Genomic DNA, 13796 nt, shown 5'->3' with positions numbered 1-13796 from the left:
GTGCGTGGCCGCGAGGCGCGCGGCGCCGGTCTTACTTGGGCCGGCGCACCGCGCGTATCTTGCCGCTGCTTCCACCGCCGCAGAAAAACCGTTCGCCGCCGTCGGACTCGAGTCCCGACACGCCGACTCCCTGCGGCATATCGAGCCGCTCCTGAACTTCGCCGGTGCGCGGGTCGACGCGCCGCAAGTCGCTTTCGTCGCCTTCCCACGTGCCATGCCAGAGTTCGCCGTCGACCCACGTGACACCGGTCACGAAGCGGTTGGACTCGATGGTGCGCAGAATCGCGCCCGTCTGCGGATCGACCTGATGGATCTTGCGCTCGCGATACTGCCCCACCCAGAGCGTCCCTTCCGCCCACGCCAGTCCCGAGTCACCGCCGCCGCCGGGCGCCGGGATCGTGCCGAGCACCTCGCCGGTTTGCGGATCGATTTTCTGGATGCGGCTCTCGGCGATCTGAAACAGATGCCGGCCGTCGAAGGCGGTGCCCGCATGCGCGGCGACCTCGAGCTTGCGCAGCGTCTTGCCGTTTGCGGGATCGATCGCGTTCAGCGTGTCGCCGGCCGCGAACCAGACGTGCTGGCCGTCGTAGCTCACACCATGCACATGGTCGACGCCCGGAAAGGGACCGTACTCGTTGATGATCTCGGCGGCGGAGTGTTTCATGGCGTTACCCTTATGAGTTGGAATGTGGTCATCCTAATCAATCGGCAGCGGAGCCGGGAGTAACAAGGTCGTCGTGAATCCCGGCATGGGCGGGGTCATCCAGCGGCGTGCCCGGCCGCGGCCAAGCGACTGCACTTTGCCCGCGTCGGCCAGCGTATCGAGCGTTCGCTGCACGGTGCGCTGGCTCGCGCCAAGCGCGAGCGCCAGCGCCGAGCTTGACCAGGATTCGCCGTCGGCGAGCAACGCGAGCACCGGCGCATGTTTGTCTTCGACGGGCCGCGCCAGCACGACGACCTCTTGCCCGTGTCGCGGCGTCAGCGCGAATCCCCGCTGCGTCGCGCTCACGCCGGCTACGTTGCGAAGCACCGAGCGCAGCCGACCGAGTTCGACGCGCAACCGCACGCGGTGCGATTCATCGGCGTGTTTCGCGCGAAAGGCGCGCGCGATGAGCGTGTCTCTTGGCACATCGTTCGGCCACGCCTCGGCCAGCGCGCGGGCCAGCACGAACAACACGGGGCGAGTGGTGAGCGGGATCACGGTGCCGGCGTCGCGCACGACGTGACGGCACGCGTCCACGATCAACGCCTTCGACGCGAACAACGTCTCCACTTCGTCGAGCAGGAGAGTGCGTGCCTCGTCACGCGCGATCAGGCGCGCTGCGGGCGTAGTCAGAACGAGGGACGCGTTGTGGACTTCGGCGGTCAATGCGGGAATGCCGGCGCGCTGCGCGGCGAGCCCGGCGCGTGCGAGTGCCGCGCGTGCTGCCTGGGTCTGCAGACGGCGCAGCGCGACGCCCGCCACGACCAGTTCGTGAGCCGCGCTCAAGGCGGGCGGCAAGGGCGCGGGGTCGAGCTCCGCCAGCGCACGCTCGGCCTCGTCGAGGCGTCCGATCAGCAGCAGGCGCCGCACCGCGAGATAGCGCGCATGAGCGGCGTTGACCCGGTCGCCGTGTGCTTCGAGTGTGGCTCGCGCCGCGTCCAGCGTTTTCATGGGCCAACTCAGATCGCGCGACACGAACGCGACCTCGGCCTCGGCGACGATACATCGCGCGCGGGCCACCGGCTCTCTCGGACCAAACGCGCGTGCGGCGCTGCGCACGAGCGCCTTCGCGCGCACGAACTCGCCGAGCTGCGCCATCGCAATGCCGCGCAACGCGAGCGAGGGCGCGTCGTCGCGCAAGGCGACCCGGTTCAGCGCGCCAAGCGGATCGCCCGCCGCGAGCGCGCGCGCCGCCGCCGTGACTAGCGAATCCATGGTCTACGCGAATCCCGCCACACTTGTCACTCCCGCCGTCGAATGCCCGGGACTAATCTAGCACGACCGACTCAAAGACCGATTCAAAGACCGATTCGCAGCATTTCGGATCACGAACCCAGGAGGCAATGATGACGACGGAACACATCACAGGGACGCGGGAACAATGGCTGACCGCGCGGCTTGAGTTGCTCGAAGCGGAGAAGGCGTTCACGCGGCAGGGCGATGAACTGGCCCGGCAGCGCCAGGCGCTGCCCTGGGTTCGAATCGACAAGGCGTACCGGTTCGAAACCGACGAAGGAACTACCTCGCTGGCCGACCTTTTCGGAGGACGCTCGCAGTTGCTCGTCTACCACTTCATGTTCGGCCCTGACTACAAGGCGGGATGTCCGTCGTGCTCTTCGATCGCCGATGGATTCGACGGGTTTGCCGTGCATCTGGCGAATCATGACGTCACGCTGACCGCGGTGTCGCGTGCGCCGCTCGCGAAGCTGCAGGCTTACAAACGGCGCATGGGGTGGACGTTTCCGTGGGCGTCCTCGGCCGGCAGCGACTTCAATTTCGACGTCAACGTGTCGTTTACTGAAGCACAGCAGCGCGAAGGCAGCGTCGAATACAACTACCGGCCCGGCGGTCATGCGATGGACGTGGCACCGGCCCCCGCGCCCGTGGTCGAGTTCGCGGCGTCTTGCGGCACCGACGCGGCGACCTATACCCGCGACCGGCCAGGCATGAGCGCATTTGTGCTGGAGGACGGCGTGGTGTACCACACGTATTCCACCTATGCGCGTGGCCTGGACAGTCTATGGGGCATGTATCAGTGGCTCGACCGCGCGCCGAGAGGGCGTAACGAAACCGGCGTCTGGTGGCACCGCCACGACGAGTACCCGGCGTGATTCAACCGGGCTCGGGCGAATACTGCTGCAATTCGTTCGGGACGAACGCGTGTTCGAGGCCGCCGCTCTCCAGCCAGTCGCGCGTGGTCGCGGCGGCCTGGTCGATCAGGCTGCCGCATTGCGTGTAGTCGTACGGGGAAATGTGGAGCGGGCACAGCGGCGGCACCACGAAGATGTCCGCGCGCGTTGCGTAAAACTCCAGATCGCGCACGAGCTGGCGCGCAATCACCAGTGTGAGTGCGTGCAAGGCCTGCGCGACCGCGCTGGCCGGCGGCGCTTGCAGCGAGCAAGCGAACCCGGCCGACAGCACGACGATGCGTGTGGCGCCGAGCCGGATCGCAACGGAAATGGGCGTGTTGTCGGCGACCCCGCCGTCGACCAGATCCATGTTGCCGATCCGCACAGGCGGAAACACGCCAGGTATCGCCGTGCTGGCGAGAATCGCGTCCACCACCGCGCCGGACGAAAGGACGACCTCGTTGCCCGACAGCACTTCCGTCGCGACGACGTGCAACGGAATGGCTGCCTGCTCGATACGGGTGAACGGGAAATTCTTTTCCAGCAGCGCGCGCAATGCCGTTGCTTCCACGAGATGCGGGCGGTGCCGGAACACCAGGTCGAACAACCCGTGCATGGAAAACGGCATGATGTCCTGCCGGCGTATCTGGCGCCACAGTGCTTCGAGTTTTGCGATTCCCTCGCTGTTCGGGCTGCCCGCGAAATAAGCGGCGTTGATGGCGCCCGCCGACGAGCCGACGACGCACGTAGGGTATTCGCCGTGATGAATCAGCTCCCGCAGCATGCCGACTTCGATCGCGCCCAGACTGCCGCCGCCCGCAAACACGAACGCGGTTGACTGCGTGCGGCGCGGCTGCGCCGCTGAATCGGGCAGCGAGGACTCTATCGAAGACATGCCGGCCTCCGCTTCATGTCGAGCGCTTTACCCGCACAGCAGGCGCGGCCCGGCAAACGTACCGGTGACGTCGGGGCCGGCATGCCGGGCAGGTACCCCACGCCCGGGAACGGTGCGCCCATCTCGGGGCGATGTAGACAGTATGCAATGGCGGCCGCCGAACCGGCAAGCGGGGTTGCCAGCGGGACTTGCCACACTGCGGCTATGCTATCGGTTCCGCCCACCTCGAGGAGCAACCGATGAAACAGGCAGCAGGTTCGACGATTACTTTTAACCGCCCCGACGGCCAGCCAGTGCAAGGTTATCTGGCCAAGCCGCAGAAGCTGGAAGGCGCTCCCGCCGTCGTCGTGATTCAGGAATGGTGGGGCGTGAATGACCAGATTCGCGGCGTGGCGGACCGGCTCGCGCAGGCGGGCTATCTTGCGCTGGTCCCGGATCTCTATCGCGGCAAGACGACCGTGGAAGAGGAAGAGGCGCACCACCTGATGAGCGGCCTCGATTTCGGCGATGCCGCCACGCAGGATTTGCGCGGCGCGGTCCAGTATCTCAAGCAGCACGCGGCGAAGGTGGCAGTGACCGGCTATTGCATGGGCGGCGCGCTGACCTGGCTCGCACTCTGCAATATTCCCGAGGTGTCGGCCGGCGTGGTGTGGTACGGCTTCCCGCCGTTGGAGTACATCGACGCCTCGAAAATCAAGGTGCCGGTGATCGGCCACTGGGGAACGCAGGACCAGTTCTTTGCGGCCGAGACCGTCGACGCGCTGGAGAGCAAGCTGAAGGGCGCGAATGTCGACTTCGAGTTTCATCGCTATCTCGCGCACCATGCTTTCGCGAACGAAACCGCGGTGGGGCCGGGCCGCATCGCCGGGACGCAGTTCGATCCGGTCTGGTCGCAGCGCGCCTGGGACCGCACACTGACCTTTTTCGGCCGCACGCTTTGGAAGTAAGCGGCAAACAGGCTGGCGCCGCGCCGATCCGTTAACCTATACTCGTCTCACTCTGTAAGGCCACCCACTCGTCGTCATACCAACAAGACGGAGCCTCACATGCCTGTAGCAATGCGAAACGCAGCCCTCGGGCTGTTCACCTGTTTCACGTTGGGCGCCGGGGTTTCGGCGTATGCCGGCTCAGGATGCGAGGCAGGGTGCAACGCCCGGGGCCAGCTTCTCGATCATCGGGTCACGCTACGGCTTGGCGCCGCGGCGTTTTCCAAGGTGCTGGCGTCGAACGCGGGCGGCCAGCAGCTTGCACAGATCGCCGGGGCGCCGGTGTGCGGCATCGAAATCGTCACCTACCGCTACCGCACCATCGGCGGCGCGGGCGAGCCCACCAACGCGAGCGCCGCGCTGATGATCCCGACCGGGCGTTCGGCCGCCTGCAGCGGGCCGCGTCCGCTGATGATCTACGCGCACGGCACCACCGCGTACCGCAACTACAACCTCGCTGACATCACGCAGACGGACCCCGGCAATGGCGACGGCGCCGGCGACGGCATCAGCGTGGCCGCCATGTATGCCGCGCAGGGCTATATCGTGGTGGCGACCAACTATGCGGGCTACGCGGGCTCCGATCTTCCGTACCACCCCTATCTGAACGCCGACCAGCAATCCGCCGATGTGGTCGACTCGCTGCGCGCGGGGCGTCTTGCGCTCATTGAGGTGAAGCCGGAAAGAAAAACGCGCGAGAACGGCAAGCTGTTCGTCACCGGCTATTCGCAAGGCGGGTTTGTCGCCATGGCGACGCACCGCGCGCTGCAGGCAGCCGGCATCAAGGTGACCGCGTCCGCGCCGGGCTCGGGTCCGTATGCGCTGGCCGCCACCGCGGACGCGCTCATCGAAGGCGAAGTCAACCTGGGGTCGACGCTCTTCACCACGCTGATTGTGACGGGCTACCAGCATGCGTACGGGAACATCTATCGCAAGCCGGGCGAGTTCTATGAAGCGGCCTACGCGCCCGGAATCGAGACGCTGCTGCCGAGCGTGCAACCGCTCGATACGCTGTTTGCGAAGGGAAAATTGCCGTCGACGCAACTCTTCAGCAGCGTGCCGCCCGCGCCGCAGTTCGCCTCGATGACGCCGCCCACCTCGCCGCCTTTGGCGCCGCCCGCGTTGACGCCGTTGTTCGCGACGGGTTTTGGCAACGCCAATCTGGTGCGCAACACCTATCGGTTAGCGCTTCTCGAAGACGCCGCCGTCAATCCCGATGGCGCATTCCCTGACACGACAGCCGCGCTGAAGCCGGCGGCGAATCCGCAGCAACCGTTGCGCCAGGCCTTCAAGCGTAACGACTTGCGCGACTGGCTGCCGCGGGCGCCCGTTCTGATGTGCGGCGGCAATTCGGATCCCACGGTGTTTTTCTTCAACGCGCGCATCGAGCAGGCGTATTGGCAGAACGCCAAAGTGCCCAAGGGGCTCACCTCCGTGCTGGATGTCGATTCCCCCGTCGCCGGACCCGATGATCCGTATGCGCCTATCAAGCAGGGTTTCGCGAGTGCGAAGGCGCAGCTTGCCAATCAAGCGGTGGCCGGGGGCGCGACCGACGGTGGCGCGTCCGCCGTGTTGCAGGCTTATCACGGCGAACTGGTGGCGTCGTTCTGCATGCTGGCCGCGCGGGCTTTCTTCGGCAATTTCTAAGGCTGCGCGCCGCTCACGTGACCGACTATCTGTCGGTCACTAACGGGCCACCCAGCCACGCCCGATCGGCCACGCCATGAGCTTGCGGTAGACCAGGACCAGTCCGCGCGTCACGCTCGAACCGGCGAGGCGCCACAACGGCGCGATCAGCATGAACGTCACGGCCGCCACGATGACGGCGCCCGCCATGTCGAGCGGAAAGTGCACGCCGATAAAAATACGCGCCCAGGCCACCGCGAAACCGGCCAGCAGTATGGCCAGCCCATACCGTTTCACGCCGCCGGCCAGCAATGTCAATGCGATGCTCGCGAAGATCGTCCCGTGATCGCTGGGGAACGACGGGTCCGGGGCGTGGTCCAGAAACGTATGGCCGATGCCCATGACGAATGGCCGCGGATGAGGCCATGCCAGGCCGATAAGCTGATTGATGCCGAGCGCTAGAAAGGTCACGCACGCGGCACGCAGGCCGGTTTCACGCTGACGTTCGTCGCCGAAGAGCCACATCGCGATCAGGGTCAGCGGGATGAGATAGACCACGTAGTCCGCGATCCAGCGTGCCAGGTCGATTTGCCACGTTGGTGTCGAGGGGGTGGCGTTGATGATCAGAAAGAGCGCCTGATTGAACGCTTCGAGTGTATTCATGCCGTAGTTCTTTGATGGGCGCCGATGCCGTGTCGTCAAACGCCGGATTTTATCGATATGTGCGACTGGAATTGTCGCAATTGCTTTGTGCCATGGTAGCGGGTCAACCTTAGCGCACGCTTAGGCCGTGTAATCTGCCTATGCAGCAGGGCTGCCGATTGGGCCACGGCAGCGGAGGTAACGCTTCAGGACCCATGAGCGAGGCGGTCATGATGAATATGGACGAGAAGGGCGATTTCCACATACGCACGATGTTGGCAGCGGATGTGGCACTGGCGGTCGAATGGGCCGCGCAGGAAGGATGGAACCCCGGTCTGCACGACGCCGACTGTTTTCGCATGGCCGACCCGGGCGGATTTTTCATCGGCGAGTGGCGTGGTAAGCCGGCAGCGTGCATTTCCGCGGTGGCCTACGGCGATGATTTTGGCTTTATCGGCTTATATATCGTGAAGCCGGAATGGCGCGGCAACGGTTTCGGCATGCGCGTCTGGCAGCACGGCATGGCGTATCTGCAAAACCGCTGCATCGGGTTGGATGGCGTGCTCGCTCAGCAGGCGAACTACGCGAAGTCCGCATTTCAGCTTGCGTATCGCAACATCCGCTATCAGGGTGTGGCGCCTCAACGCGCTGGAGATGTGCCGCACGCGGATCTGCTGGATGCGTCCGCGGTGCCGTTCGAGCCACTGCGCGATTACGACCGGCGCTGTTTTCCCGCATCGCGTGATCGTTTTCTCAGGGCATGGCTTGCGCAGCGCGACGCGATAGCGCGAGTCGCCGTGCGCGAAGGGCAGGTTGCAGGCTACGGCGTGTTGCGCCGCTGCCTGACCGGGCACAAGATCGGCCCGCTCTTTGCCGATAGCGACGAAATTGCCGGTCAACTGTTTGCCGACCTGACGTCGAGCATTCCGGGCGAAGTATTTTTCTTCGACGTGCCGGAGACTCACGCGGCTGCCGTTGCATTGGCCGAACGGCACAGCATGACGAGCGTGTTCGAAACCGCGCGAATGTACACGCGCGAGCCGCCGCTCATGTCCATGGAACGCGTGTTCGGCGTGACGTCATTCGAGCTGGGCTGACCGTAGCGTGGCGGCGCTTTTTTCGATTTCCCGCGGTATGATTGCCCGCGATACACGTTTGACCATGCAAAAAGATTCGCACCTCATGTCACTGAAAATCCGCAATGAACTGCCCGCCGATGCATCGGCAATCGAATCACTCACCATCGCCGCATTCACAGAAGCGCCGCACACGAACGGCGCGGAACAGGCCATCGTCAACGCGCTGAGAAGCGCGGGGCAACTGACGCTGTCGCTCGTCGCGCAAGAGGGCGAGGATGTCGTCGGCCACGTGGCGATCTCGCCGGTCACCATCTCCGACGGCACGGCGGGCTGGTTTGGATTGGGGCCGGTCTCGGTGTCGCCCCAATACCAGCGTCGCGGGATCGGCGCGCAACTGATCGACGCTGCGCTTGCGGAGCTGAAGCATCGTGGCGCCGGCGGTTGCGTGGTGCTCGGCGACCCGGCTTACTACCGGCGCTTCGGTTTCATGGCTACGCCCCGGCTGGTGCTGCCGGGCATCCCCGCCGAGTACTTTCAGGCGCTGCTACTCAACGGTGTCTGGCCCGAGGGCGATGTGACCTATCACGAGGCGTTCAACGCGACGCCGTAAGCTAGACAGAGTTGCTTGCCGCACGCCATCTGACCAGCGGCGCGATCAATTCCCGAACAGCGAGGCTTGCGTGCCGCGGCTCGGTGGGTGGCGCGCGGGTTTCGCCTCATCTTCGGCCTTGTGTGCGGTCTTGCCCTTTGCCTCGTCGTCAGACGCGAACAGGTCGATTTGCCGCTCAGCGTCTTCTTCGAGCGAAGTCTGCCCGGCCTCGAGCGACAGCAAAAACATCTTGTTGGCCAATCCACCGGCAAATCCCGTCAGATCTCCGGACGCGCCAATCACGCGATGACACGGCGCCACGATGGAAATCGGATTTTTGCCGTTCGCCGCGCCGACCGCTCGCACCGCGTTGACATTGCCGATTTGCTGCGCGATTTCCGAGTAGCTGCGCGTCTGGCCGAACGGGATCGTCAGCAGCGCCGCCCAGACTTGCTTCTGAAAGTCCGTGCCTTGAAAGGCGAGCGGGAGGTCGAATGAGCTCCGGTTGCCGGCGAAATATTCGTTCAACTGGCGCTCCGTCTCGATCAGCACAGGACGGTCATTCGCCTCGACCAGTTCCCCAAGACGGACCCGGTTCGGCTTGTCGTGTTCCCACAGAATCGCGGCGAGGTGCTCGCCGTTTGCAACGAGTTTCAATTGGCCGACGGGGGAATCCATCAGCTTATAGACGTAGGCCACTTTGCTTGCTCCTGACTGGTCTCAGTAGAATTGAACCCTTCGGTGCCATGCGCACCGACCACCGGATATCTTTTCTACGATTGTGACGACGACACTTGAACAACTGCGGGCCGGAAAGCTCGCAGGTACGCGCCACCTCAAACTGGCTTGCGGGCTCACCGAATTCCCGCGTGAGATTTTCGACCTGGCCGAGACACTCGAAGTTCTCGACCTGTCGGGCAACGCGCTCACGACGCTGCCCGACGATCTCCCGCGGCTCGGCAAGTTGCGCATTTTCTTCGCTTCCAACAACCCGTTCACCGAGTTGCCGGAGGTGTTGGGGCAATGTTCGCAACTTAGCATGGTTGGCTTCAAGGCAAGCCGTATTCGCGAAGTTTCCGGCAAGGCGCTTGCGCCAACCTTGCGCTGGCTGATTCTCACCGACAACGAGATCGACGCGCTACCCGCCGAAATCGGCCGCTGTACGCAACTGCAGAAGCTGATGCTGGCCGGCAACCGTCTGCGTGCGCTGCCCGAGGAACTGGCCGCTTGCTCGCGGCTCGAACTGCTGCGTCTGGCGGCGAACGAACTCGACGCATTGCCCGCCTGGGTGTTGCGCCTGCCACGGCTTTCCTGGCTGGCGTACGCGGGCAATCCGTTCAGCGAAGCGCTCGAAGCGGCGGCGCTGATCGATACGCCGGTCGCCGATATTCCGTGGCATGCGTTGAAGCTCGAACGGCCGCTGGGCGAGGGCGCTTCCGGGGTCATCTATCGTGCGGACCTCGCGAGCGGCGGCGCGTCGCGGCATGTCGCCGTCAAGCTGTTCAAGGGCGCGGTCACGAGCGACGGTTTGCCGGACTGCGAGATGGCGGCCTGCATTCGCGCAGGCGATCATGCGAACCTGATTCCCGTGGCCGGGAAAGTGAAGGATCATCCGGCGGGCACGCACGGCCTCGTGATGGAACTGATCGATCCGCATTTCCGAAATCTCGCCGGTCCCCCGAACTTCGAGTCGTGCACGCGCGATATTTACAGCGCCGATACGCGCTTCGACATGGCCTCTGTCATCAACATGGCATACGGTATGGCGTCGGCGGCGTGTCACTTGCATCGGCAAGGCATCATGCATGGCGACCTGTACGCGCACAATATTCTGCATGGCGGCGAGGGGCGCGCATTGCTGGGCGACTTCGGCGCGGCGTCTTTCTATGATGCGGGCGATCGGAGTATGAGTCTTGCGCTCGAGCGCCTCGAAGTGCGGGCGTGGGGTTGCCTGCTCGAAGAATTGCTCGACCGTTGCGACGAGATGGATACGCAGTCGGACATCGCGGCGAAGCTGATCGAGTTGAAGGACAATTGCCTGAGCGAAGATATCGACAGCCGGCCGTCATTCGATGAAATCGCCAGGCGCTTGCTGGCGTTCAAGGGCAATTGATACCGGATCGATTCCCGATCGTTGCCCTATTGATGCCGTGCCATGCCGGCCGGCATTCATCCGCATGCATGACGGCCACTCGCATGACGGCCCTTCGTCAGGCTGGCCCAGAAGGAGAGATTCAATGACGCAGAACATGCGCCGCCGCGTGTTGCTGGCCGGCGCGCTCGCGGCGGCCGGCCTCGCCGGTACGGCGAATGACGCGACCGCGCAGGGCGGCCAGCCGAAGATCGCGCTCGTGCTGAAGGCGCTGACCGATCCGTTCACGGTGGCGATGGTGAATGCCGCGCGCAATTACCAGCAGCATTTCGCGTCGCAGTTCGGTCTGACGCTGCGCGGCACGCCGACGGAGAGCGACACGGCCGGGCAGATCCGCATGGTGGAGGAGATGATCAGGGCGCGCGTGAACGCGATTGTGGTTGCGCCGACCGACTCGAAGGCGCTGACTCCGGTTGTCGCGCGCGGCATCAAGGCCGGCATCATCATGGTCACGATCGACAACCCGCTCGACGAGGTGTCCCAGGACGAGGCCGGTATTTCCGTGCCGTTCGTCGGCCCGAACAATCGCAAGGGCGCGCTGCAAGTCGGCAACTATCTGGCCGGGCGCCTCAAGGCCGGCGATCAGGTCGGCATCATCGAGGGCAGTACGGAGGATCGCAACGCACGGCAGCGCACGGACGGTTGCAAGGACGCGATGGACGCGGCGGGCCTGAAGATCGTCGCGATCCAGACGGGCGACTGGGAGTATGGGAAGGGCCGCGACGTCGCCTCGAAGATGCTGAACGAGCATCCGCAGATTCGCGGGCTCCTGTGCGGCAACGACAATATGGCGATGGGCGCGGTCGACGCCGTTCGCGACGCGGGCCGCACCGGCGGCGTGTATATCACCGGATACAACGATATCGACGCCATCAAGCCGTTGATCGCCGACGGCCGCGTGCTCGCCACCATCGATCAGTTCGCCGCCAGGCAAGCGGTTTTCGGCGTCGACGTGGCGTTGAAGGCCATCACCGAGCAGAAGAAACAGAGCGAGTTGTCGAGGACTATCGAAACCCCGCTGCAACTCGTCACGGCCGCGAATCGCTGACCCATCCAGCTTTTTCCTGGTGATATCCCTGAGCGACACGCTGAAATGGTATCGCTACCATCGCACTCATTAAGAAGCCGTGCTGACGGTCAACCGCATAGTGTGATGGTAACGCTACCATGGAGAGCTCCGTGTCATCGAACCGCAAAACACCTGAACAGCTTCGCAGCTATCGCTGGTATGGCGTGAACGACCTGCGCTCGTTCGGCCACCGCTCGCGTACTGCGCAAATGGGCTATCACGCGTCGGATTACATGGGCAAGCCCGTGATCGCGGTGGTGAACACGTGGAGCGAGATCAACTCGTGCCATACGCACTTCAAGCAGCGCGTGGAAGAAGTGAAGCGTGGCATCTGGCAGGCCGGCGGCTTTCCGGTCGAGATGCCGGTGATGACGCTTGCCGAGCCGTTCCAGAAGCCGACCACGATGCTCTACCGCAACTTCCTCGCGATGGAAACCGAGGAGCTGCTGAAGTCCTATCCGTTCGACGGCTGCGTGCTGATGGGCGGCTGCGACAAGACCACCCCCGGCCTGCTGATGGGCGCGATCAGCATGAACCTGCCGTCGATCTATCTGCCCGCCGGGCCGATGCTGCGCGGCAACTGGAACGGCCGCACGCTCGGCAGCGGTTCGGACACGTGGAAATACTGGGCGGAGTTGCGCGCCGGCAAGATCACGGAGGACGAGTGGAAGGGCATCGAGAGCGGCATTGCCCGCTCGCCCGGCCATTGCATGACGATGGGCACCGCGTCGACCATGACCAGCGCGGCGGAAGCGCTTGGCCTGACGTTGCCGGGTTTTTCGTCGATTCCGGCGGTCGACTCGCGGCATGCGCAGTTCGCGTCGCTGACCGGCCAGCGCATTGTCGAGATGGTGTGGACCGACCTGAAACCGTCGGACATTCTCACTGCTCAATCTTTCGACAACGCCGTCACCACGGTGCTGGCCATGTCCGGCTCGACGAACGCCATCGTCCACCTCGTCGCGGTGGCGCGCCGCGCCGGCATCGATCTGACGACCGCGCGCTTCGACGAACTGTCGCGCATCACGCCGGTGATCGGCAATCTGCGCCCGGCGGGCCAGTATCTGATGGAAGATTTTTTCTACGCGGGCGGATTGCGTGCGCTGCTGGTCGAACTCGGCGAGTTGATCGACGGCTCGCAGATGACGGTCAACGGCGCGACGCTCGGCGAGAACATCGCCGGCGCCGAAATCTATAACGACGATGTGATTCGCCGGCGCAGCAATCCGGTCGTTGCCAGCGACGGCCTCGCGGTGCTGACCGGCAACCTCGCGCCGGACGGCGCCGTGATCAAGCCGGCGGCGATGGAAGCGCATCTGCTGAAGCACCGCGGCGCTGCCGTCGTCTTCAAGGACTACGCGGACATGGCCGCGCGCATCGACAGTGAGGAACTGGAGGTCAGCGCCGATTCGGTGATCGTCCTGCAGCACGCCGGCCCGGTCGGGGCACCCGGCATGCCGGAGTGGGGCCAACTGCCGATTCCGCAAAAGCTGCTGAAACAGGGCGTGCGCGACATGGTGCGCATTTCCGACGCGCGCATGAGCGGCACCAGCTACGGCGCGTGCGTGCTGCACGTGGCGCCCGAATCGTTCGTCGGCGGTCCGCTCGCGCTGGTGAAGGACGGCGACACGATCGAACTGGACGTTGCCGCGCGCCGTTTGCATCTTCACGTGAGCGATGCCGAACTCGCCGCGCGCAAGGCGGCGTGGCAACCGCCCACGGTGCCGTTCAAGCGCGGCTTCGGCGTGATGCATCAGCTGCACGTGACACAGGCAAACAAGGGCTGCGATTTCGACTTCCTTGAAGAGCCGCTGAAACAATCCGTGGCGCCGCGCCCCGCGCAAGCCGGGCAGAGCGGGCCGCCCTCGCACGGCGCGCCCGCCGCCGCAAGCACCGAACCCGAAATCCATTAATTCATTCAGAGCC

Annotated in this window: 13 protein-coding genes; 8 read left to right on the top strand and 5 right to left on the bottom strand. The window is 64.6% G+C overall.

Annotated features, from left to right (window positions below):
• Positions 1-31: 31 nt before the first annotated feature.
• Together A6V37_RS25000 and A6V37_RS24995 are read right to left on the bottom strand one after the other, a co-directional pair.
• Positions 32-664 (bottom strand): Vgb family protein, encoded by a 633-nt coding sequence (locus tag A6V37_RS25000; RefSeq protein WP_064269368.1) that lies wholly within the window; start codon positions 662-664, stop codon positions 32-34.
• A 33-nt stretch (positions 665-697) separates the two neighbouring features.
• Complete coding sequence (locus A6V37_RS24995) at positions 698-1918, bottom strand: hypothetical protein (protein WP_064269367.1); 1221 nt, start codon at positions 1916-1918, stop codon at positions 698-700.
• A gap of 131 nt (positions 1919-2049) precedes the next feature.
• Here A6V37_RS24995 and A6V37_RS24990 point away from each other — a divergent pair, with 131 nt between their 5' ends.
• Positions 2050-2814: a DUF899 domain-containing protein gene (locus A6V37_RS24990; protein ID WP_064269366.1), complete on the top strand. Its 765-nt coding sequence runs from the start codon at positions 2050-2052 to the stop codon at positions 2812-2814.
• Between the two features lies 1 nt (position 2815).
• Here the strand turns inward: A6V37_RS24990 and A6V37_RS24985 are convergent, their stop codons facing one another.
• Positions 2816-3727, bottom strand: coding sequence for a patatin-like phospholipase family protein (locus tag A6V37_RS24985; protein ID WP_064269365.1), 912 nt, complete (start codon positions 3725-3727; stop codon positions 2816-2818).
• Between the two features lie 239 nt (positions 3728-3966).
• Between A6V37_RS24985 and A6V37_RS24980 the strand changes: the two genes are divergently transcribed.
• On the top strand, positions 3967-4674 hold the full coding sequence (locus tag A6V37_RS24980) for a dienelactone hydrolase family protein (RefSeq protein ID WP_064269364.1): 708 nt from the start codon (positions 3967-3969) through the stop codon (positions 4672-4674).
• Between the two features lie 99 nt (positions 4675-4773).
• The gene (locus A6V37_RS24975) at positions 4774-6360 is read left to right on the top strand and encodes an alpha/beta hydrolase family protein (protein ID WP_064286433.1); all 1587 of its coding nucleotides are present in this window, start codon (positions 4774-4776) and stop codon (positions 6358-6360) included.
• A gap of 39 nt (positions 6361-6399) precedes the next feature.
• Here A6V37_RS24975 and A6V37_RS24970 read toward each other — a convergent pair whose 3' ends face one another.
• Positions 6400-7002 (bottom strand): phosphatase PAP2 family protein, encoded by a 603-nt coding sequence (locus A6V37_RS24970; protein ID WP_064269362.1) that lies wholly within the window; start codon positions 7000-7002, stop codon positions 6400-6402.
• 218 nt (positions 7003-7220) lie between these two features.
• On the opposite strand from A6V37_RS24970, the gene A6V37_RS24965 reads away from it, so the two are divergent.
• Both A6V37_RS24965 and A6V37_RS24960 read left to right on the top strand, forming a co-directional pair.
• On the top strand, positions 7221-8078 hold the full coding sequence (locus A6V37_RS24965) for a GNAT family N-acetyltransferase (RefSeq protein WP_064269387.1): 858 nt from the start codon (positions 7221-7223) through the stop codon (positions 8076-8078).
• 85 nt (positions 8079-8163) lie between these two features.
• Positions 8164-8670 carry a GNAT family N-acetyltransferase gene (locus tag A6V37_RS24960; RefSeq protein WP_064269386.1) on the top strand — a complete coding sequence of 169 codons (507 nt, stop codon included), beginning with the start codon at positions 8164-8166 and terminating at the stop codon, positions 8668-8670.
• A gap of 45 nt (positions 8671-8715) precedes the next feature.
• Here A6V37_RS24960 and A6V37_RS24955 read toward each other — a convergent pair whose 3' ends face one another.
• On the bottom strand, positions 8716-9348 hold the full coding sequence (locus A6V37_RS24955) for a methylated-DNA--[protein]-cysteine S-methyltransferase (RefSeq protein ID WP_064269361.1): 633 nt from the start codon (positions 9346-9348) through the stop codon (positions 8716-8718).
• 82 nt (positions 9349-9430) lie between these two features.
• Here A6V37_RS24955 and A6V37_RS24950 point away from each other — a divergent pair, with 82 nt between their 5' ends.
• The 3 genes from A6V37_RS24950 (at position 9431) to araD (ending at position 13783) form a co-directional block, all read left to right on the top strand.
• Positions 9431-10762: a leucine-rich repeat-containing protein kinase family protein gene (locus A6V37_RS24950; protein ID WP_064269360.1), complete on the top strand. Its 1332-nt coding sequence runs from the start codon at positions 9431-9433 to the stop codon at positions 10760-10762.
• 124 nt (positions 10763-10886) lie between these two features.
• Positions 10887-11849, top strand: coding sequence for a substrate-binding domain-containing protein (locus A6V37_RS24945; protein WP_064269359.1), 963 nt, complete (start codon positions 10887-10889; stop codon positions 11847-11849).
• A 119-nt stretch (positions 11850-11968) separates the two neighbouring features.
• Positions 11969-13783 (top strand): L-arabinonate dehydratase, encoded by a 1815-nt coding sequence (gene araD, locus A6V37_RS24940; protein WP_064269358.1) that lies wholly within the window; start codon positions 11969-11971, stop codon positions 13781-13783.
• Positions 13784-13796: the final 13 nt, after the last annotated feature.

It is taken from the genome of Paraburkholderia ginsengiterrae, from assembly GCF_001645125.1.
GTDB classification, from domain to species: Bacteria; Pseudomonadota; Gammaproteobacteria; order Burkholderiales; family Burkholderiaceae; genus Paraburkholderia; species Paraburkholderia ginsengiterrae.
This window is presented reverse-complemented; position numbering and strand designations above follow the sequence as displayed.

Bases quoted from the DNA above. Each gene is read 5' to 3' on its own strand.
- A6V37_RS25000 (WP_064269368.1), bottom strand. From the start codon at position 664: ATGAAACACTCCGCCGCCGAGATCATCAACGAGTACGGTCCCTTTCCG.
- A6V37_RS24995 (WP_064269367.1), bottom strand. From the start codon at position 1,918: ATGGATTCGCTAGTCACGGCGGCGGCGCGCGCGCTCGCGGCGGGCGAT.
- A6V37_RS24990 (WP_064269366.1), top strand. From the start codon at position 2,050: ATGACGACGGAACACATCACAGGGACGCGGGAACAATGGCTGACCGCG.
- A6V37_RS24985 (WP_064269365.1), bottom strand. From the start codon at position 3,727: ATGTCTTCGATAGAGTCCTCGCTGCCCGATTCAGCGGCGCAGCCGCGC.
- A6V37_RS24980 (WP_064269364.1), top strand. From the start codon at position 3,967: ATGAAACAGGCAGCAGGTTCGACGATTACTTTTAACCGCCCCGACGGC.
- A6V37_RS24975 (WP_064286433.1), top strand. From the start codon at position 4,774: ATGCCTGTAGCAATGCGAAACGCAGCCCTCGGGCTGTTCACCTGTTTC.
- A6V37_RS24970 (WP_064269362.1), bottom strand. From the start codon at position 7,002: ATGAATACACTCGAAGCGTTCAATCAGGCGCTCTTTCTGATCATCAAC.
- A6V37_RS24965 (WP_064269387.1), top strand. From the start codon at position 7,221: ATGGACGAGAAGGGCGATTTCCACATACGCACGATGTTGGCAGCGGAT.
- A6V37_RS24960 (WP_064269386.1), top strand. From the start codon at position 8,164: ATGTCACTGAAAATCCGCAATGAACTGCCCGCCGATGCATCGGCAATC.
- A6V37_RS24945 (WP_064269359.1), top strand. From the start codon at position 10,887: ATGACGCAGAACATGCGCCGCCGCGTGTTGCTGGCCGGCGCGCTCGCG.
- araD (WP_064269358.1), top strand. From the start codon at position 11,969: ATGGAGAGCTCCGTGTCATCGAACCGCAAAACACCTGAACAGCTTCGC.